14 protein-coding genes are annotated in these 21,344 nt (G+C 54.1%); 4 read left to right on the forward strand and 10 right to left on the reverse strand.

Annotation, left to right across the window (positions count from 1 at the left end; translation table 11 throughout):
• The first annotated feature begins 107 nt into the window (after positions 1 to 107).
• Complete coding sequence (locus FIV45_RS16220; RefSeq protein ID WP_099473475.1) at positions 108 to 2,129, forward strand: NADPH-dependent 2,4-dienoyl-CoA reductase; 2,022 nt, start codon at positions 108 to 110, stop codon at positions 2,127 to 2,129.
• Here FIV45_RS16220 and FIV45_RS16225 read toward each other — a convergent pair.
• The 3 genes from FIV45_RS16225 to FIV45_RS16235 all read right to left on the reverse strand — a co-directional run bounded on the left by FIV45_RS16225 (position 2,126) and on the right by FIV45_RS16235 (position 5,310).
• On the reverse strand, positions 2,126 to 3,331 hold the full coding sequence (locus FIV45_RS16225) for an MFS transporter (protein ID WP_099473478.1): 1,206 nt from the start codon (positions 3,329 to 3,331) through the stop codon (positions 2,126 to 2,128). The two genes, FIV45_RS16220 and FIV45_RS16225, sit on opposite strands and share 4 nt — an antisense overlap.
• Positions 3,332 to 3,400: 69 nt before the next feature.
• Positions 3,401 to 4,300: a PEP-CTERM sorting domain-containing protein gene (locus FIV45_RS16230; protein ID WP_099473480.1), complete on the reverse strand. Its 900-nt coding sequence runs from the start codon at positions 4,298 to 4,300 to the stop codon at positions 3,401 to 3,403.
• 242 nt (positions 4,301 to 4,542) lie between these two features.
• On the reverse strand, positions 4,543 to 5,310 hold the full coding sequence (locus FIV45_RS16235; protein ID WP_099473791.1) for a PEP-CTERM sorting domain-containing protein: 768 nt from the start codon (positions 5,308 to 5,310) through the stop codon (positions 4,543 to 4,545).
• 380 nt (positions 5,311 to 5,690) lie between these two features.
• Here FIV45_RS16235 and prsT point away from each other — a divergent pair, with 380 nt between their 5' ends.
• Positions 5,691 to 8,582: an XrtA/PEP-CTERM system TPR-repeat protein PrsT gene (gene prsT, locus FIV45_RS16240; protein ID WP_165777034.1), complete on the forward strand. Its 2,892-nt coding sequence runs from the start codon at positions 5,691 to 5,693 to the stop codon at positions 8,580 to 8,582.
• Between the two features lie 13 nt (positions 8,583 to 8,595).
• Here prsT and FIV45_RS16245 read toward each other — a convergent pair whose 3' ends face one another.
• Positions 8,596 to 9,000 (reverse strand): winged helix-turn-helix transcriptional regulator, encoded by a 405-nt coding sequence (locus tag FIV45_RS16245; protein ID WP_099473484.1) that lies wholly within the window; start codon positions 8,998 to 9,000, stop codon positions 8,596 to 8,598.
• A gap of 94 nt (positions 9,001 to 9,094) precedes the next feature.
• Between FIV45_RS16245 and FIV45_RS16250 the strand changes: the two genes are divergently transcribed.
• A complete protein-coding gene (locus FIV45_RS16250) occupies positions 9,095 to 9,721 on the forward strand; it encodes a glutathione S-transferase family protein (protein ID WP_099473485.1) in 627 nt (208 codons plus the stop codon).
• 61 nt (positions 9,722 to 9,782) lie between these two features.
• Here FIV45_RS16250 and FIV45_RS16255 read toward each other — a convergent pair whose 3' ends face one another.
• Positions 9,783 to 11,243, reverse strand: a complete 1,461-nt coding sequence (locus FIV45_RS16255; protein ID WP_099473487.1) for an alpha/beta fold hydrolase — start codon at positions 11,241 to 11,243, stop codon at positions 9,783 to 9,785.
• A 157-nt stretch (positions 11,244 to 11,400) separates the two neighbouring features.
• Here FIV45_RS16255 and FIV45_RS16260 point away from each other — a divergent pair, with 157 nt between their 5' ends.
• Positions 11,401 to 12,921, forward strand: a complete 1,521-nt coding sequence (locus FIV45_RS16260) for a LytTR family DNA-binding domain-containing protein (RefSeq protein ID WP_099473489.1) — start codon at positions 11,401 to 11,403, stop codon at positions 12,919 to 12,921.
• A 6-nt stretch (positions 12,922 to 12,927) separates the two neighbouring features.
• Here the strand turns inward: FIV45_RS16260 and nhaA are convergent, their stop codons facing one another.
• The 5 genes from nhaA to hrpB form a co-directional block, all read right to left on the reverse strand.
• On the reverse strand, positions 12,928 to 14,319 hold the full coding sequence (nhaA, locus tag FIV45_RS16265) for a Na+/H+ antiporter NhaA (RefSeq protein ID WP_204602235.1): 1,392 nt from the start codon (positions 14,317 to 14,319) through the stop codon (positions 12,928 to 12,930).
• 142 nt (positions 14,320 to 14,461) lie between these two features.
• Positions 14,462 to 14,830, reverse strand: a complete 369-nt coding sequence (locus tag FIV45_RS16270; protein WP_099473493.1) for a hypothetical protein — start codon at positions 14,828 to 14,830, stop codon at positions 14,462 to 14,464.
• A gap of 63 nt (positions 14,831 to 14,893) precedes the next feature.
• Positions 14,894 to 15,853 (reverse strand): ribonucleotide-diphosphate reductase subunit beta, encoded by a 960-nt coding sequence (locus FIV45_RS16275; RefSeq protein ID WP_099473495.1) that lies wholly within the window; start codon positions 15,851 to 15,853, stop codon positions 14,894 to 14,896.
• Positions 15,854 to 15,909: 56 nt separating this feature from the next.
• Positions 15,910 to 17,727: a ribonucleoside-diphosphate reductase subunit alpha gene (locus FIV45_RS16280; RefSeq protein WP_412973726.1), complete on the reverse strand. Its 1,818-nt coding sequence runs from the start codon at positions 17,725 to 17,727 to the stop codon at positions 15,910 to 15,912.
• A gap of 440 nt (positions 17,728 to 18,167) precedes the next feature.
• Positions 18,168 to 20,747, reverse strand: a complete 2,580-nt coding sequence (gene hrpB, locus FIV45_RS16285) for an ATP-dependent helicase HrpB (RefSeq protein ID WP_099473499.1) — start codon at positions 20,745 to 20,747, stop codon at positions 18,168 to 18,170.
• Positions 20,748 to 21,344: the final 597 nt, after the last annotated feature.

Raw genomic sequence — 21,344 nt, forward strand, 5'->3', positions numbered from 1 at the left:
GTGCTTTCTCTATGTTTTCAATCAAGCCTAGCACTCAATCTTGACAGTGTCAAATTACGCTGTTATATATCTAATAGTTATAAATTGTGCTGGTAAAGGACCTTCTCATGACCGCTTCGACTTACCCCCATCTTCTGGAACCGCTCGACCTGGGCTTTACCACATTGAAAAACCGGGTTCTGATGGGGTCCATGCATACAGGACTGGAAGAAGCCAAGGACGGCAATCATCGTCAGGCGGCCTATTTCGCGGCCCGCGCCCGGGGCGGGGTGGCCCTGATGGTCACGGGCGGAATTGGGCCCAATCACGAAGCCTCTGTCCATGCCGGGGCCCGGATCATGGAAACCGACGAAGATGTCGCCTTTCACAAGGTTATCACCGATGCGGTCCATGCGGAAGACGGCAAGATCTGCATGCAGATTCTCCACACCGGCCGTTATGCCTATAATGATAAATTAATCGCCCCGTCACCGATCAAGGCGCCGATCAACCCTTTTGTCCCGCATGAAGTGACCGAAGACGAGATTGAGCAACAGATCAAAGATTTCATCCGGTCCGCCACCCTGGCGCAAAAAGCCGGTTATGACGGGGTCGAAATCATGGGGTCCGAGGGCTATTTCCTCAATCAGTTCATTGTAACGCGCACCAACAAACGCAACGACGCCTGGGGCGGAAATTACGAAAACCGCATCCGTCTACCGGTCGAGGTCGTCCGTCGGGTGCGTGACGCGGTAGGGGAAAAATTCATCATCATCTACCGCCTGTCCATGCTCGACCTGGTCGAAGGCGGTAGCAGCCATGACGAGATTATTGAACTGGGTCTGGCCATAGAAAAAGCCGGCGCCACCCTGATCAACACCGGCATCGGCTGGCATGAAGCCCGCATTCCGACCATCATCACCAAAGTGCCCCGGGCCGCCTTTACCTGGGTCACCGCCGAATTTAAAAAAGCACTCCACATTCCGGTAATCACTTCCAACCGCATCAATACGCCGGAAATCGCCGAAGAGGTGCTCGCCCGCGGCGACGCCGATATGGTGTCCATGGCGCGGCCCTTCCTCGCCGATCCGGAATTTGTCAACAAGGCGCGCGAAGGCCGGGCCGACGAAATCAATACCTGTATTGCCTGCAATCAGGCCTGTCTTGATCATATTTTTGTCGGCAAGATTTCCAGCTGCCTGGTCAACCCCACCGCCTGCCATGAAACAGAGCTGACCATTACGCCCACAGATCACCCGCAAAAGATTGCCGTGGTCGGCGCCGGCCCCGCCGGCCTTGCCTATGCCACCACCGCCGCCCGCCGTGGACATCATGTCACACTTTATGATGCGGCCTGTGAGATTGGCGGTCAGTTCAATCTCGCCAAGAAAATTCCCGGCAAGGAAGAATTCAGCGAAACCCTGCGCTATTTCGCCCGTCAGATCGAACTCACAGGAGTAACCTTGAAACTGAATAACCCGGTCACGGCACAGGACCTGAATGACAGCGATTTTGATCAGGTCATTGTCGCCACCGGCATCAGCCCGCGTCTTCCCGATATTGAGGGCATCGATCATCCCAAGACCATGATATACCGTGATGTGATTCAGGGCGCCCCGGTCGGTGATAAAGTCGCCATCATCGGCGCCGGCGGCATCGGTTTCGACGTGGCCGAACTACTTAGCCACGGGACCAGCAGCCCAAGTCTCGACATCCCGACCTTCATGGCCGAATGGGGCATCGACATGACCTTCTCCGCCCGGGGTGGTGTTGAAGGCGTTACACCAAAATCGTCCCCGTCCCCCCGCCAGATCAGTCTGATGCAACGCAAAGAGTCAAAAGTCGGCGCCGGCCTCGGCAAGACCAGTGGCTGGGCCCACCGCACCGGGCTCAAACATAAAGGAATCCAGATGATCCGCGGCTGCACATACCACAAGATTGATGATCAGGGTCTGCATTACACCAGCAACGGGGAAGACCATATTCTTGAGGTGGACAATGTCATTCTCTGCGCCGGACAGACGCCGTTGCGCGATCTTGTTAATGGGCTCGAAAAACCCTATCAGTTGATCGGAGGCGCCGATGTCGCAGCGGAACTTGACGCCAAGCGCGCCATTGATCAGGGCACCCGGCTGGCGGCGGCGATTTAAGGCGTCTGGCCGCTTTTCTGACTGATGCCTTCCCCCAAGGGCGGGATCAGAACCACCAGAAGAATGCCCGCGGAAATCAATACCCCTGTGCCCAGCGACAGAATCAACAGGCCCTGGGCCAGAAAAGGCGCCAAAATCGCTGTGCCAGCCCCGGCGACCAAGGTAACACTGAGGATGATCAGGGCCGATCCCCGCGCGTCGTCATCTCCTGCCGCCTGTAGCGCCCGCATAAAGCCCACTCCACCGCGCAGCCCCAGCCCCGCATTCAGCGGCACAAAGGCCGGAATCAGAACCAGAGGATCATTGCCGCCAAATGCCGCATACCCAATGATGAAGATCACGCTGAGCCCGCCCATATAACTGCCCACACTGATCAGGATTTCCGGTCCGAACCGCCTGACCAGAGAACCGGCGACATTGGATAAAATGATAAAGGTTGTGACCCCACAGACCTGCATATAAATAAAATTCTCAATGGTGCCCCCCATCGTTTCAATCATCACCACCGGAATGGAAAAGACAAACACCAGCAACCCCCCGAGGATCAGCCCGTGACTGAGTCCATAGCGCAGATAGGTCGGATTGCATAATAATTTGCCATACCCCCCGAGATCCCGTGACGCCCGGGCCGGATGCCCCGGCAGAATGCGGGGCCGCACCACCAGAATGAGCGTCAGGATCAGCGCCGCCCCGCCCGTCACCCAGAAAGACCCGGTCCAGCCATACTGACTCAGCAGCCATAATCCCGCAATCGGCGCCAGCGCCGGCACCAGGGATTCAATACTGCCGACCAGACTGATGGCCCGCACCGCCCCCACTTCGGAAAAAAGCTGTCGAATCATTCCCGGCGCGATCACCGCCGGCGCACTGGACATAAAGCCCTGGAAAAAGCGCAATATCACTAATACCCAAATATTTTCGGCATAGATACACAGCAATGAAAGAAGACCGAAACTGGCGATCGACCCGAGAAAAATCTTGCGTCGGTCCAACCGGCTGGCAATGATGCCAAAGACAAGAAATCCGCCGCTGGCCCCGACGACATAAGCCGCGAGCACCAATTGGACTTCACCGATACCACTGTTGAAAATTTCCGGCAGCAAAGGCACCGCCGGCAAGACAAGATCAATGCCCGCCAGACCAATAATCGTACCGGTCAGAATAATGCCACAGGCCAGAATTTTAGAAAGCGATGTTGTCATACAGGATCCTTTACAAGAGCCCGTATCATCATGATCCACAGACGAAGATCAAGTAAATTGTCGACAGATTCAGCTTTGTCGGCGGCGACGCAACAAAGAGAAGCCCCCCAGGCCGACCAGCAACAATCCCGCCGCGAAAGGTTCCGGCGTCCGGGTTGCCTGGGCCAGATTTACCACCCCTTCAATCACATCATTGGCACAGGACATGGTCCAGTGGAATGCAATCTGTTCAGCGCTGGCCAGGTCTGTTCCGGAAACATCAAAAACAAATTCCAGAAAATTGCCGCCCGTGTTGGCTTCCACGCTGCCAGTGGTCAGGCCTTGGCCATAATCAAAGGCGGCTGAATCGGCGACCTTGTAAAGATGCTTGGACTTGTAGTCTTTGCGATCACTGCCATAATCGAAATTATCGCGGTCCGTATACTGGGTTTCATATTTCTTGCACCAGCCCTTCCAATGCCTTTTGACGCAGACCTGTTCACTGGCATTCAGGTCATAATCGGCCAATGCCGCCAACGTCCCCCCCGTGCTGTCAAGAAAAGATCCGGTATTGCCCCGCACCTGATCCAGGCTGTAGACATGGTCCCAGCGGGTGCCGGTGTCAAAGGCGTCATCCTGCTGGTATCCATCGGCGGCATTCCCCGTTGGGTTCCAGCCGCTGGTGCTCATGAACAAGTCGCCATAATAGTAACGACCGCTGTTCTGACGCACACCATTAACATCGACAAAGGCCGTATTGATCCGCACGGTCATCAGGCCGGCATCACTGCGGTTGACGGTCATGTTGTATACATCGAAATTGGACCCGCCAATGTGATCGTTGGCGTTCCCGTCACCGATATAGGAAAAGGCCCCGCCGTTGCCGTTGGCACTGCCCGGCGCATTATCGATAATAATATCAGATCCAAGAGCCGGCAAACTGATGGTTGCCAACAGGCCGAGAATAGCGATTACTTTTTTATCAAACATGGGAATTCATTCCCTTTTCCTTCTTCATTGTCTTTTCCGGGAACTGCCCTCATATTCAGCATATGGTCCGCATGCTCATCCGTGTCATGGGCCCTTTATGACAATGAAGATTAAAAGTTGTATGAATCTTTTGCTAAAATTTTACCTAAATCCCGCTATTTCCACGCACAAAACGACACCCCACAAAAAAAAGCCCCCGGAAAACCGGAGGCCATTATTTTAAGTGTCCCGTTTATATTATATTATGCGGCCTTTCTGCGCCGCCGGGATACCCCCATTCCAAAAAGACCCAGACCCAACAGACCCAAAGCCGCAGGCTCCGGTGTTTCTGTCGGGGTGAAACTCGCCATGCCCTCAATGATGTCATTGGCGCAGGACATGGTCCAGTGAAAGGCGATCTGTTCGGCACTGGCCAGGTCGGTGCCGGAAACATCAAAAACAAATTCCAGGAAATTGCCACCTCTGTTGGCCTCAACACTGCCCCCGCCGACGGTGCTGTCAAAAGCTGAATTATCCGCCAAATACATGTGGCCGGCGCGGACATTACCAAATGTAGTATCATCCACTGGGTCAAAATCATTTTTCAGTTTCATAAGACGCGCGTCTGTGGTGTTCGTGAAACTGCCCGAATCATAGCGGGCGCCATTCAGGTCATAAACATAATCCCACGGCGTATCGTTGCGGTAAGCATTATCATAGGCATATTTGTTTCCTAATGTGCCACTTGGATTCCACCCGCCTGTACTCATGAACAAATCGCCATAATAGTAGCGACCATCATTCTGGCTCACACCGTTAATATCAACAAACTTCGTATCAATCCGCACGGTCATAATACCTGCAGCGTTGCGCGATACCGTCATCTGGGAAACATCAAAATCAGAGCCCCCAATTACATCATGAGAATTTCCTCTGCCGATATAATTATCTTCAATAATCTCACTTGCCTCTGCCGACATCACTCCTGCCGCCAGCAGACTTGCCACTAAATACAGTTTCTTTAAGGTCATTAATTCCGCCTGTTTCATTGGGCGTCCTATACAATACCAGGTCGCCGGGATTCATTTTACATGACAGCAACCTAGCAATTTCCATGCCAAAGAATCCATAATGTTTAATATCAATGACTTAGAAATATAAATTAGGGGAAGGTTCAAGTTATTGTAAAGATTCCTGACAGTTTTAACGCGACTTGTTTCAAAATGAGACAACCTGCAGCCTTATTTTTAAAGCTCCCTCACCTCCTTAAAAAATTATTCCTGATTGTCAAACGTTAGATATTTTGTAACATATTTGCCTGTATGATCCGTCAGCAAGAGGAAAAACCACAGGACCGTTCCTGTAACACGACAAGAAAATGCACGCGCCAACAGCGCTGGAAAGGCATAGAATGCAGAAGACTGAAGTACCCCATTCACACAACCGTGACTCTGGCGCGCGCTGGATGAAACGTCTGCGGACAATGGGCTATACCGCCCTGTGTAGTGGCGTCATCCTCGCCGCGGCCTCCAACCCGGCAGCCGCCGTGGCTCAGACCACGCTCCAACCCAGACAGGCCGAACAGTCTTATGAAAAGGCGCGGATTAAATTTCATTCCGGCGAGACAGCCGCCGCCGCCATTCATTTGAAGAATGCGCTTCAGGCTTACCCCGGACATCTGCCATCCCGCATCCTTATGGCTGAAATTCTGATCAGCAACGGTGACGGCGCCGGGGCCGAGATTGAACTTAATTACGCCCAGGAACGCGGGGCCGACGAAGACCGGCTGGTGGTGCTGTTCGGGCACGCCTATATTTTGCAAGGAAAGAACGACTATCTTCTTGATGTCATCCGCAATGGCAACCGCGACAATAGCGTCGAGGCGGACATCTCCTATCTGCGCGGCCGGGCCTATTTCGCCAACAAGAAACTCGCCAACGCCAAACAGAATTTCGAAGCCGCCCTGGCCCGCAATCCTTATCTTTATCAGGCGCAACTGGGACTGGCCCAGGTGGCCGCCGTGCACAAGAATTTCGCCGAGGCCATGCAATATGTCGATGCCGCCCTGGCGCTCGACGCCAGCCACGCCAACAGCTGGATACTGAAAGCCAAGATTTATAAACTGCGCGGTTTCCGCGATGAGGCGATGAGCGCCATCAACGAAGCCATGGCGCTTGACAATAAAAATGTTCTGATCCGCCTGACCCGCGCGGCCCTGCTGATCGACGCCAAGAATTTTGACGACGCGGAAAAAGACGTGAATTTCATTCTCGATCTCATCCCGCGCGAACCCCGGGCCAAATACCTCAAGGCTATTATCAATGCCGCTCAGGGAGATTATGCCACTTCAAGCAGCACCATGACCGAAGTGATCAATATCCTGCGGGCCGTGCCGCCAGAAGTCATGGAAGCCAACCCGACCTATTATTATCTCTCCGGCCTGACCAACTTTCAGTTTGGCAATATAGACGAGGCCCGTGATAATCTGCATAAATACCTCAAGATCGAACGCAATGACATCGGGGCCAAACGTCTGCTGGGCGCCCTTGAGCTCAAGGCGGGCAAGCCGCTCGCCGCCAATGCCGTGCTTGCCGACGCCAACCGGGATCAACCCAACAACCCGACCATCCTGACCCTGCTGGGCATGGCCTATCTCCAGATCGGCAATGTGGAACGGGCGAATATTTACCTTGAACGGGTGACCAAACTGTTGCCGGATTCCTCTGAAAGTCTCACCAATCTGGCGCGGGGGAAAATGGCGGCAGGGTCCTTTGATGACGCCATCAACAATCTGCTGAAAGCCGAAGAACATAATTTCTCGTCCCGTGATGTGAAATTGTTACTGATCAAGGCCTACCAACAATCCGGCAACACCGCCAAAGCGGTTGAAATCGCCGAAAAACTGCTGGAGAAGGAACCGGACAACACCTATTTCCTCAACCTTTATGGCACCGCCATGGGGCTCGCCGGCAACCACAAAAAGGCGCGGGAAATCTATGAACGGGTCCAGTCCCTGAACAAGGATGATCTAACCAGCCTGCTGCATCTGGCCCGCATGGATGTGGTCGAAGGCCAGACGACCCAGGCGATTTCCAGCCTGAAAACAAAACTGGAAGACCTGCCCGACAGCCCGGTTCTGATGCTGGAACTCGGCAATATTTATAAAGGTTTGCAGGACAGCAAGAATGCACTCTTCTGGTATAAGAAAGCCCATTCCGTAAACAGCAAGGATTTCCTCGTTCTGCAGCATCTGGTCCAGGGCTACCTGATGAACCAGGACGTCAAATCCTCTCTGGCTGCCACCACCGAATATATCGACAGCAACCCGGAAAGCGCCGAAGCCTATCAATTGCAGGGTAAATTATATCAACAGGCCGGCAAACCCGCCGACGCCATTGAAAGCCTGAAGCGCGCGGTCGATTACGACACCAACCGCGGTGAAGCGCTGCTGACCCTGGCCAAGGCGCAATTGCGCATCAATGACCGGGCCTCCGCAACCAAAAACCTGCAAAAAGCCATCGTCTGGGATGAAAACCTGATCGACGCCTATATCGCCCTGATCCGCATGGCCATAGAGGACAAAAATAAGGCCAGCGGCTTTGCCATGATTGCACAAGTCCGCAAATTATCTGAAAAAACCAGCCCGGCGGCGGATATTCTGTCCGGTGATTTGCATCTGGCGTTGAAAAACTATACCCAGGCCCGGGAGGCATATCATGCCGCCCTCAGGATTGGTGACAATCCTGTGGCTATCATGGGATTATATAAAGCCCATGCCGGACTTGGTGACGACAAGGAAGCCATTCGTGTTCTCGAAGACTGGTATCAGAAATACCCCGAAGATATCCGCTCTGCGCTCAGCCTGGGAGCCGCCTACCGACGGGCAGGTCAAATAGACACGGCTGTCGTATTTCATGAAAAACTGGTCCAGGACAATCCCGATATGCCGGTGGTCCTGAATAATGCCGCCAATATTCATTTTCTCGCCGGGACGAAAGACAAGGCCCTTGAATATGCCCGCAAGGCCCATGAACTGATGCCAGACAACGCCAATATCATGGATACGCTCGCCTGGATCGAAACCCGGCTTGATAACCCGGAGGCGGCGCTGCCGCTGCTGCGCAAGGCCATGGTCCTGCATTTCAGCGACCCGGAAATTAAATATCATCTGGCCATCACGCTCGACAAGCTCAACCGCCGCAGCGAAGCCCGTAAACTTCTGACCGAGGCCCTGGCGTCACGCAAGAATTTTGCAGACAAGGATGAAGCACAGGCGATCCTCGCCAACTGGCGAAAAAAATAGGCGCCGACCCGCGCTATTCCTGAAACCGGGACCTGATCTGCGCCATATAGCCGATCAGGTCCTGATTCATTTCGTCCATTCGACTTTGCGGAACCTTGGTGTCCGGGTCATATTTGAGGCTCCATTGCACCATCGCCATCACCACCGGCAGAAGATCCAGCCCCTTTTCCGTGGGTCGATAGATAAAACGTTTTTTATCCGCGCTGTCTCTTTCCTTTGTCACAATGCCAGCCCCTTCCAGCCGGCTCAGTCTGTTGGCCAGGATATTGGTCGAAATACCTTCCTTTGACTGGGCGAACTCATGATAGAATCGCTTCTCCATCAGCAGGATATCCCGCAAGATAAGCAGACTCCATTTGTCGCCAATCACATCTAGGGCAAACGTCACGGGGCAATAAGAGCGTCTTTTTTGGTCCATGAAAATAGTCTACTTTTTTCACTTGTTTTATACAAGTAACCTGTTATCCTTATTTTACTTGCAAAACACAAGCTAATCTATAGGAAGCCGCACTATGACCCGTTTATTTGGATTTTACACTCAGAACACTCTTAAATGCCTCTATACTCTGGAAGAGCTGGGTACGGACTATGATTTTCATCTGGTAGATTTATTCAAAGGCGAGCAACGCCAGGACGATTTCCTGAAACTGAACCCTGTCGGCAAAGTTCCCGTGCTGCAGGTTGGGGATGAGAGCCTGTTCGAATCCGGGGCCATCTGCCGTTACCTCGCCAACGCTGCAGGCTCCGACAGCTATCCCGCCGATCCCATGGACCGCGCCAAGGTTGATCAATGGATGGACTTCTTCAGCGTTCATCTCGGGCATTGGCTCAACACGCAATATTTTGAAAACGTCATCAAGGTAAAGGCTCAAATGGGCGAGCCTAATATGGAAAAATGCGCCGAAGCTCGAAAATTCGCCTTAACCCAGATGGCAATTGTCGACACACATCTCGCGGAACATACTTATCTTTGCGGTGATCAACTGACGATCGCAGATCTTTTCGCCTTTGCCTATATTGAACAGGTAGAGCATCTGGATTTTTCCTGGAATGATTTTCCCCATGCGAAAGCCTGGTTCGATAGAATCGAAAGCCGGGGCAGCATTCAGCGCGGCCGGGCCAAAGTCACTCCGTTATAAGCACTGCATCTCCCTCACTGGCGCGGGTCTCCCGCATCAGTGAGGACTAACGCCCCGCTTGTTATTTTATGAAAGAAGGAAGCGGTACTATAATCTCTGTACGCCGAACCTCCTCCCCGCTCAGAAACGTCCCGATCACCTCAGTCACCTCCGGCGACAGCATAAACAGATTATGGCCTCCGTTGACCACCGTGACCTGGGTGAGATTGGACAAACCCGCCGTCGCCTCCCGCTGTCCCTCCACATAAGTTCTGCCGTCGAGGGTGCCGGTCAACAACAGAGTCGGCACATCACTCACCGGCGCACGCCGAAAGTCATCCCCAAGATCTAGTCCGTCCACAACGCGATCCAGCTGCGGCATGGGAAAATTCAACATCAGGCCCAATAATGACGTTTTCGACTGTTCCCTGATCAGGACATGGCGGGCTGGCGTTATACCGGACGCGATATCCATGCCAAAAGACATGGCGGTAAAGGAAATCACTGGATCGTTAAAATAACCGCGTTTCAACTCCATCACCAGCATATCGGTGTCACCTTGATCCAGCGAACGATAAAGCCCCAGCAGATACGGCGCACCGCGGCCCGGATCGGCAATCATGCCCGACGCGAGACCCTGCATATGAGATCGCTGAAACAAGAAATCGAGCGCACCGCCGTCTTTCAACGGAATCTTGATGGCCAGGGGCTGTGCGTCGAGTTTTTCGTGCACCCGCCGGATCATCGCCTTCACATCCGGGTAGGCCTCCGCCGCCGCCGGTTGGCTGTTGATGGCCTGCTGCAGACGATCAAAATAGGCGTCGGTCCGCACTGGCAGCTTAACTGTTTGATCGAGGCCTTCGGCGCTGGCGATCACCACTTTCTCAATCCGGTCCGGGATCTGTTTCAAAGCCGCAAGCGCCAGATGACTGCCGTAAGAAATCCCCCAGAGGGTAATCTTCTGCGCCTGAAAATGTTCCCGCAACGCGTCGAGATCGCGCACGCTTTCCAAGGTGGTGTAACCGTAAATGTCAATACCTTGATCTTTCCAGCGGTCAACACATTCCTGCGCCGCCGCCCGGTAGAGCGCCGTTACCTTAACATCCGTCAAAACTTCGGTCTGAGGCAAGCGCTTACTCGAGCGACAGGTCAAACCCGCTTTCGACGCTCCAGTGCCCCGTTGATCCAAAGCGATAACATCCCCATATTGCCGGAGCGCCATAAAAAGTGGGAAGCGGAACTGTGGATATTTCGCGGTCATAATGCCCGAACCGCCCGGACCGCCAGCCAGATAGATGATCGGGCTGCCGGGAGTCTTTCCTGTCGCGGGAAAACGCACATAGTTGAGGGGAATCATCCGACTGTCTGGATTGGCCCGGTTTTCAGGGATCTGGATCACACCTTCGAAAGCATCTGCCTTCTTCCCGTCCATGGTTTCAAAGACGATGGCCTTTTCACCGGGAAAGGCGTCCCCCGCATGAACAGCGCCCTGTGCGCCAGCAAATAGAACACCTGTAAGGGCAAGGAGAAAGTAGATTTTCATGATACGATCCTTCTAAAATTTAACATGAAAGCATTCTACTACGCCCCAGCCCGTCTTCCCCAGAGACACTCTGTCAAAGAGGCACTCTCTCCTCTCTAATCGATAAGCGGTCGTGCTGTGCCGATAAACGGTAGCGCATTACCGGCCAGTTTCGTCTATGCTGACACTTATGAAACCGTTACGTAAAATAACCGCACTTGTGCTGGCTCTCCTGCTGTTGATTTCCACAGCCGCCGCGCAATCGATCGCCTGGCCGGAAGAGCAGGCCCTCGTCTGTCCGGTGGTCACGGGCATTTCATCACTGCCGGATTTTATGGCCCCCGCCTGCCGCCAGATGCCGCTGACCCAAATTGACCCTCAAAACACAGCCCTGTGGGTGAAGCTCAGGTTTCTTCTTCCTCCGGAGACACAGCGACCCGACCGGCCTTACGGGCTTTACGTCTTAGGCAAAACCTCAAGCCAGGCCTATTTCAATGGACAATATCTCGGCCAGAATGGGACGCCCCACCTGCGGAAGGATCAGGAATTCCCCGGAAAGATGGATACGGTATTTTATATTCCCCCCGCCCTGCTCACCAGCGTCGAGAATGACGTAGTCTTAAAGCTTTCGTCTCATCATGGTTTTATTCATCTGCAAAGTCCTCTGCATTTCATCGGCGTTGCCCCCTATGCCGATCCCCAGGCTTTCTTCACGCAGGACCTCTGGCTGTCGCTGGTGCCCCTCGGGGCCCTTATTCTCGGAGCGCTCTATTTCGCGGTCACCAGTCTCACTGCAGACCGGCGCCCTGATAATCTTTTGTTTTTCCTGATGTGCAGTCTGGCCGCCGCACAGTTGGGTGCGGAACTGGCGCGCTCCCTGTTCCGTTACAGCTATCCCCTGCATGACCTCAGGCTCTTGCTTATTGTCAGTCTCGCTCTGGGATTTGGGCTTTGCCTCCTGTGGTATGTGGCGCGCAGGTTCGCCCGCCGACAAATGCTTACCTGGATCAGCGGCGGCGGTCTTGTCACCCTGATGGCGGTCATTCTCACGCCAGGCTTCGACGCAAAAACGACACTGGCCTTCTTGATCCCTTCCCTCTGCGCCACCGTACTCCTGGCTCTTGTCACCATTCAAAGGCGGGAGAGGCGTCTTTGGAGATATGTGGCGGCCTTTGCGGTCTTCAGCGGCACTACTCTGCTAACCTTCACCTATTTTCATGACAGCATTTATTATTATATCATCACCGGCATCTTATGCTTTCTCTTTGCACAACAGGCCCTTGAATTTGGCCGGGAACGGGCGCGACGCAAAGCCGAAGAACTCCAGGTTGCTCGGTTACAATTCAAGCTGGATCAAAATGATCAGGCCCGCAAGCCGCAGACAATCACCATTGCCCAGGCGGGGAAGATAACTTTGGTACCGACTAACAGCATCACCCATTGTCAAGCCGCCGGCGATTATGTCGAACTCTATTTCGTGGAAAAACACCCGCAGCTGTTCAGTGGCAGCCTGAAGGATCTGGAGACACAACTGCCCAGCACTTTTCTGCGGGTCCATCGCTCCTTCATCGTCAATACGGATTTTATCACAGCGCTACACAGTTCCGGCGGCACCGGCTATCTCAAGCTCACCACTGACACAGATGTTCCGGTAAGTCGTCGCATTATGCCCTCTGTGCGCAGCGTCATCGCCCCCTGACCTTCATTAGTGCAGCTCAAGCGCTTCCGTCGCATCCTCACCCACAGCCGGCTTTTCTGACGTGAAATAGAGCCAGACAAACCCACTTATCCCCGCCAGAATAGACGCCACCAGAATGCCGGTCTTCGCCATCAACAGGTTTTCCGGATCGCCGGCAAAGCCCAGTTCGGCAATGAAGATCGACATGGTAAACCCGATTCCCCCCATAAAGCCGACCCCGACGATATGACGAAAATTAAGCCCGTCGGGCAAGGCGGCAACCCCCAGCTTGACCGCCACCCAGGCAAACCCTGTGATGCCAATGAGTTTACCGAGAAACAGACCGGCAGCAATACCCAGCGACACCGGATGGGTGATCACACTGCCCAGAGATGCCCAGTCAACCGGAATGCCGGCATTGGCCAGCGCAAAAATCGGAATCACCAGATAAGCGACCGGCAAATGCATATTGCGTTCCAAGGTCTGCGCCGGCGCCTGAACCAGCTGCACCCCTTTGCCCAAGGCCCGGATATGGGCCCGGAGCTCATCATTCTTCAAAATATTTTCTTCTTGGTGAAAGGCCTGGCGAATTTGACCAATTTTCTCGCCAATCTGCAGCAGAAACCGCCCCGGATCATATTTGGGTCGCATGGGGATGGTGAAGGCCAGAATCACCCCGGCCAGCGTCGCATGCACCCCACTTTTCAGCATGGCAATCCACAGGATAATACCTAAAAGAACATAAGGCAGGGGTTTGCGAATCCCGCCAAGATTGAGCGCCGCCAGAAGGGCCACCGCAGCGGCCACCAGTCCCAACGCCGTGTAATTCAGCGTAGCGGTGTAGAATAACGCGATGACGGTCACCGCCCCCAAATCGTCAATGATCGCCAGCGCCACCAGAAAGGTCAGCAGGTTTTTCGGAATCCGGTTGCCGAGTAGCGCCAGGGTTCCCAGCGCAAAGGCGATATCCGTCGCCATGGGAATACCCCAGCCATGAAAGGCGTCGCCGCCCGGATTAAAACTTATATAGACCAGAACCGGCACCACCATACCGCCGATCGCCGCCATGATCGGAAACAGAGCCTGCCTCACATCTGCCAGCTCCCCGACCAGTATTTCCCGCTTGAGTTCCAGCCCGACAACAAAAAAGAACAACGCCATCAGACCATCATTGATCCAGTGATGCAGGGATTTTGACAGTTCAAACCCAGGCACACCGACGGTGAAGGGCAAATGCAGGATATGCTGATAGGCTGCACTCCACGGGCCGTTGGCGATAATGAGCGCCACCACCGCAGACAGCATCAAAAGAATACCACTGGTGGTCTGGCGGTGGATAAAGGCTTCCAGGGGGGTAAACACCCGGTCAAAGGCTTTTTCCCAGGGGGCGATATATTCTTTTTTGATTCTTTTTGGCATCCGTAACTCTTTCATCAATGGAGTTCTCTCTGTACCTGTGTCTTGCGGTCCCGGCTACTGGACCAGCCATCCCCCAATCCAGAGAGGGATACACTTGTAAAACGCTGCTTCCGGGCATTCCTTTGAAATCCCGACAGAATTGTTACTTCATTGCCCCCTGCAGCCAGGCGACGGCCTCTGGCAACCGGTTGAATTCAGCAACATAATATCCTTCCCCATATGCACAGGCGTCAATAATCGCATTGGGGTTATCTTTCCCATTGTGCAGAACCGCGACCTTGGCGTCCGCCAATTCCTCACGATTTGCCAGATATTCCCCAAAATATTGTTGTTCATCCAGTGACATATTCATGGTGATTTCGCGCACATCAACCAATATCCGGGGCGATTCTTTCGGATGACACAGAGAACAAACGGCGTTGACGGCCTCTTTGCGTTCGGCCAGGGCGACAGCACCATTAAAAATAACGGAGATAATATCAGTATCCTGCCGCTCAACCATATACACCATGGCCGCCCTTCCTCTCACTACTGTCCCCGGTTAGTTCTACACGTAAGTCAGTGCAGAATACGCTTAGTCAAACGCCTCACCCCAGGTTCCCTGCGTAGACGCTTTGGAATATTCTGTCGAGCGGTTCTCAAAGAAGTTGGTATGCTCCACCCCATTGAGAATTTCGTCCATCCAAGGCAGCGGATTGATTCCGATAAAGTAGATCGGCGCCAGATTCAACTGCGTCAGACGACGATCGGCAATATAGCGGATGTAATTTTTAACATCCTTCGCCGCCAGTCCCTCAATATCGCCCATCTCGAAAGCAAGGTCAATAAAAGCATCTTCATGCGACACCACAGTCTTGCACGCCTCGGTCAATTCTTCCTGCAACTCATCGGTCCAGATTTCAGGATTTTCCTGAATGAAGGTATGAAACAGCTGGATGATGCTGTTGGTATGCAGGGTTTCATCGCGCACCGACCAGGTGACGATCTGGCCCATGCCTTTCATTTTGTTGAAACGCGGGAAATTCATCAGAATGGCGAAGGAGGCAAACAGCTGCAACCCTTCGGTAAAGCCCCCGAAAACCGCTAGAGTCTTGGCAATATCGGCTTTGGTATCCACCCCCCAGATCTGCATATAATCATATTTATCCTTCATCTGCTCATATTTGAGGAAGGCTTCATATTCTGAATCCGGAATGCCGAGGGTATCCAGCAAATGGCTGTAGGCCGCCACATGCACGGTTTCCATATTGGAAAACGCCGCCAGCATCATCTGCACCTCGGTCGGCTTGAACACCCGGGTATAATGCCGCATGTAGCAGTTGTTCACTTCCACGTCGGCCTGGGTGAAAAAGCGGAAAATCTGCATCAACAGATGTTTCTCGCTCTCCGTGATTTTCATGTTCCAGTCTTTGACGTCGTCCGCCATCGGCACTTCTTCCGGCAACCAATGAATGCGTTGCTGCGTCAGCCAGGCGTCATAAGCCCAGGGATACTGGAAGGGTTTATAAAAGATACGTTCCTTAAGAAGGGACATGGCGCAACTACCTTAATTATACTGAATATTTCATATGTGGGTCTGGGAGAGCCGGCCTATTGGCACGACAGACATTCTTCGTAATCCGGTTTCTCTTCCTGGGCTTTGGCCATGGCTTTCAGCATCGCCTCTTTCGAGGTATTCGACGCACTGTCCACGGTTTCCGCCCGCTGGATCGACAGGGACCGGCAATAATACAGACTTTTCACGCCTCTTTTCCAGGCCTGGAAATGAATCTGGTGCAGATCGCGCTTATGAACATCGGCCGGCAGGAAGATATTGACCGACTGGGCCTGATCAACCATTGACGCCCGATCGGCGGCATGTTCGACCACCCAGCGCTGATCCAGTTCAAAGGCGGTCTTGAACACGTCCTTTTCATGATCATCAAGGAAATCAAGATGCTGGACCGATCCGCCATTAATGGTAATGGATGTCCATGTGGCGTCGGTGTTCTTGCCTTTTTTCTCCAACAGCTTGGTCAGGGCATGACTGCGCACATTGAAGGAGCCGGACAGGGTTTTCTGGGTAAAACTATTGGCCGCGATCGGCTCAATGCCGGGGCTCGCGCCGCCGCAAATGATCGAGATGGAGGCCGTCGGCGCAATGGCGGTCTTATTGGAAAACCGCTCCATGATGCCATAATCGGCCGCATCCGGGCAGGCGCCCTTTTCTTCCGCCAGCAGTTTTGAGGCAAAATCCACCCCGTCCTGAATATGTTTGAACATGCGCTTGTTCCACACCTGGGCCATCACAGACTCAAACGGGATCATTTTTTCCTGCAGGAAGCCGTGGAAGCCCATGGCACCGAGACCGACACTCCGTTCGCGCATGGCTGCATAGGTGGCCTTGGACATGCTGTCCGGCGCGCGGTCGATGAAATCCTGCAACACATTGTCGAGGAACCGCATCAGATCGGTGATGAACAGTTCGTTATTTTTCCACTCGTCATATTTTTCCAGATTGATCGAGGACAGACAACAGACCGCCGTACGCTCCTTGCCCAGATGATCCATGCCGGTCGGCAAGGTGATCTCGCAACAAAGGTTCGATGTCTTCACATTAAGACCCGCCAGTTTATGATGTTCCGGAATGGCATTATTGACATGATCACTGAACAGCATATAGGGCTCACCCGTTTCAATCCGGGCCGTCAGGATACGCACCCACAGGCTGCGGGCGGAAACCGTTTTCTGAACCGTTTGATCATGAGGGCTGAGCAACGCCCACTCTTCGTCGTTTTCCACGGCCCGCATAAAGGCGTCGGAAATGGCGATGCCATGATGCAGGTTGAGCGCCTTGCGGTTGGGATCACCGCCGGTCGGGCGACGGATTTCAATAAATTCTTCTATTTCAGGATGACTGATCGGCAGATAAACCGCCGCACTGCCGCGCCGCAGGGACCCTTGGGAAATCGCCAGGGTCTGACTGTCCATCACCCGAATGAAAGGGATAATGCCGGATGTCTTGCCATTGGTGGACACTTCTTCGCCGATCGAGCGCAGATTGCCCCAATAGCTGCCAATGCCGCCGCCCTTGGACGCAAGCCAGACATTTTCATTCCACAAACCGACAATACCGGCCAGGCTGTCATTGGCTTCATTGAGGAAACAGGAAATCGGCAGACCGCGTTTGGTGCCGCCGTTGCTGAGAACGGGTGTCGCCGGCATGAACCACAGCTGACTGATATAATCATACAGCCGTTGGGCATGGGCCTGATCATCACTATAGAAGCTCGCCACCCGGGCAAACAGGTCCTGAAAATTCTCGCCCGGCATCAGATAACGGTCCGTTAATGTCGCCTTGCCGAAATCTGTCAACAGACTGTCGCGCTCCGGGTTTGTTTCCACCCGTGAATGGTCTTTTACCTGCACCGCTTCTTTGAATAATGTCTCAGCCACTTTTTGTCGCTCCGTTTGCTCGAACAATTAACCCTGAATCTTTATAGAATCCACCCGCATTATAGCATAAAACCTCCTGCGAATTCAGGGCCCTATGATGACAATGTGAATACAATCATAATTTTGATGACGAAGACGAAATCTGTCTGTGAATTCCGACGCACTGATGCGCTTCTTTTTACTCTATTATACTTATCAGTCCCCTAGAGCCTTATAGAATAACAACAATCCGGTTTTTATCCCTGCCAAATCACCCTCGACACAAGATATGGTATTTTGACCCCGCCATCTTGTCAACAACTAGTATTTCTCCTTTTGGTCTTGACAATTACAAACCCAAGACAAAACCCCGATTATGGTTAAAATACTGCTAATTTTTTCTGCATTGGGCCAGTCATGTTTTGAACGCGGATTTATTTTCGCGTGCGGTATCTTGTCGCCGTCGCGTTCAAGGGATCATCGGGCCAGTCATGTTTCGGATAGCGCCCTTTCATATCTTTCTTCACCGCCGCGTAACTGGTGACCCAGAAATTCTCCAGATCCTGGGTGACCTGCAAAGGCCGCCCCGCCGGGGATAACAGATGTACCAGCAGCCTGACGCGCCCCTCCATAACCGCAGGGGTTGTCAGCAACCCAAACATTTCCTGCAGACGCGCGGCCAGGATCGGAGGGTCATTGCTATAATCAAGACGAATTCTCGAACCGCTCGGCACTGTGAAGTGAGAAGGCACCATCTCGTCCAGCCTCTGACGCGTGGTCCAGTCAAGCCGGGCCTGCAGAATATCCGCCAGTGCGAGCTGTGAAAGCTGCTCCCGGCGAAGAATGGTTTGATCCGCCGCAGCAAGATAGGGCCCAAGCCAATCCTCCAAAGTCGCCAAAAGACTCTCGTCGGAAAAATCAGGCCAGTCCCCCGCCGGGTCATGGCGACGACAAAACGTGACCTGCCCGCGAAAGGCGAGGCTCGCCTTGTCCCACGGCAGACACTGCAACCCGAGTTTCCGAATCCCCTGACACAGGGCCGCCACCGCCTGGGTTCGGTCCGGGTCACGAATCTTCTCTTCCCGCAGGATCAATCGCCCGAGCCGCACCTGCCGCCGGGCCAGAACACTGGACGTGCGGTCATCCCATACCACTTCTTCCACCCCATGAATGTGATCGGTGAAAACCTCTTCCAGGTCCGCCAGCGCCAGCGGCGCCGCCATATAGATCCGCACATCCCGGTCGCCGCGGCTGCCCTGACTCTTCATCTGGCCCGACAGCGCCAGATCACAAACGGCGAGATATTTCTCATTGCCCAGGTCATCGCCCCCCTCCAGCATGGCCCCGCGCCCGCCGGACAAAACATAGCGCGGTTCGTCGCCCGGTCGCCGCCCGCCAATCCGGTCGGGATAAGCCAGCGCCAGACACAGGCCCGCCTGTGCCGGATCACAGGCCCCGTTCGCGGGCAGCTTCAACGCCCGGCGCCAGCGGGTCACCTGTTGTTTAATCTGCGGCAACAATCCGCGATCGCCGCCCATTTGAAAAGCCTGCGCCTTGTCCCCCGTCAGATAAAAATTCAATGCCCTGAGTCGCAGACGCAGATCGGCGGTCTTCTGCCGCAGAATATCGCGTTCCGCCAACAGAGCCGCGATGCGCACCGCCAATTCACCCAGCCCCCGCGCCTTGGCCTTCAAAACCATATGAGCAAGACGGGGGTGCATGGCGAGCCGGGCCATCTGCCGGCCCTGGTCGGTAATCCTGTCCTGATCATCGAGAGCCTCCAGCTCCCGCAACAAATCCCGCGCGCGCGCCACTGCCGCCGGATCCGGCACATCAAGCCAGTTGAGATCCCCCGGATCACGGATGCCCCAGTTGGCGAGCTCCAGCACCAGCGGCACCAGATCGGCCTTGGTGATTTCCGGCGGGGCAAAGGGGGCAAGCCCGCGGCCGGCCGCCTCGGTCCACATGCGATAACAAACGCCAGGACTCAATCGCCCGGCGCGACCGGCGCGCTGTTCCGCCGAGGCCTTGGACAGGGGGTTGGTTTCCAGCCGGGTCATGCCGCTGCCCACATCATAGCGCGGACTGCGGTCGAGCCCGCCGTCGATCACCACCCGGATGCCATCAATGGTCAGGCTGGTTTCGGCGATAGCGGTGGCCAGCACCACCTTGCGCATCCCCTCCGGGGCCGGGCGAATGGCCAGATCCTGATCCGCCGCCGTCATCCGGCCATACAGCGGGGTGATCATCACCTCCGGCCCGAGCTTGGCCTGGCGCAGCAGCGTGGTGCAGCGTTCAATCTCTCCCGCCCCTGGCAGGAAAACCAGCAGGCTGCCCTGTTCTTCTTTCAGGGCGCGGAGCACCGCCTCGGCCACCGTATTTTCAACACGCGGTGTAAAGCGCCCCCGACCGGACGGCGCCTGATCCAGGTAACGCATCTCCACCGGATAGGCCCGGCCTTCACTGGTGACAATCGGCGCACCGCCCATCAGACGAGCGACATTTTCCCCGTCCAAGGTCGCCGACATCACGACCAGTTTCAAATCCTCCCGCAGTCCCTGTTGCACATCAAGACACAGCGCGAGGCCAAAATCTGCCTCCAGCGAGCGTTCATGAAATTCGTCAAACAGCACCGCCGCAATGCCGGTCAGTTCCGGATCATCCTGCAGCAGCCTCAGCAACACGCCTTCGGTCACCACCTCAATACGGGTCCGGGCGCTGACCTTATGGTCAAGCCGCACCCGATAGCCAACCGTCTCGCCGACGTCTTCCCCGAGCATTTCCGCCATGCGTCGCGCCGCGGCCCGCGCCGCCAACCGCCGGGGCTCCAGCATGATAATCCGTCCGTCACCGCGCCATGCCTGATCCAGCAGGCACAACGGCACCAGCGTAGTCTTGCCCGCGCCCGGCGGCGCCTGCAACACCAGACTGGCATGCGCGGACAGCCGGTCGAGAATCTCCGGAATAACGGTGCCGATCGGCAAGGAAGTTGTTTTAGCCAGCTGTGAAATCATGCCCCAGATTTACGGCCTCGGGGGTAAATATGCAATTGATGATTTCCTCTGGTTCATCCGGCGGCATTCCATGACGGCGACGCGCTGGCAGACAGGGCCCTGCGCTGTCCTGATTCTACCCCTTCCCGGGATAGTCTTGTTTTGCCTGTTGATTTGGCACGATGCCTAATTTTTAATCACACGCTTGCCGGGTTTTTCATCGTTTCTTTCCACACCGGCCGTGCGAAATCAAACTGCATTAATTTTTATCATTTATTTTCAAAGTCTAATACCTTGGAATTATTACAGTTTTGGTATTTTATACCATAGATGCGCAATATAATTACCGAAAATTGCCTTGATTTTAACCTTAAATTTCAGTAGATAAGGGCACGGGTATAGCGCAATCCTGCAGTAACTTTCATGGTTTAGACCAAAAACTGCAGATTATTTATGTCAGATTAATTTTGCCCTCACTGTAGGACGAGTGAGTTAATTTTGTACGGCCAACATATTTTTACCCCCCGGGATATGCAGAGAAAACAGCCTTGGGTAAAAATGTAACAGAATGAACACCGCAAGAGCGTTCACAGGGTCCTACAAAGCCGCATATTGATC

It is taken from the genome of Paremcibacter congregatus, from assembly GCF_006385135.1.
Taxonomy (GTDB): domain Bacteria; phylum Pseudomonadota; class Alphaproteobacteria; order Sphingomonadales; family Emcibacteraceae; genus Paremcibacter; species Paremcibacter congregatus.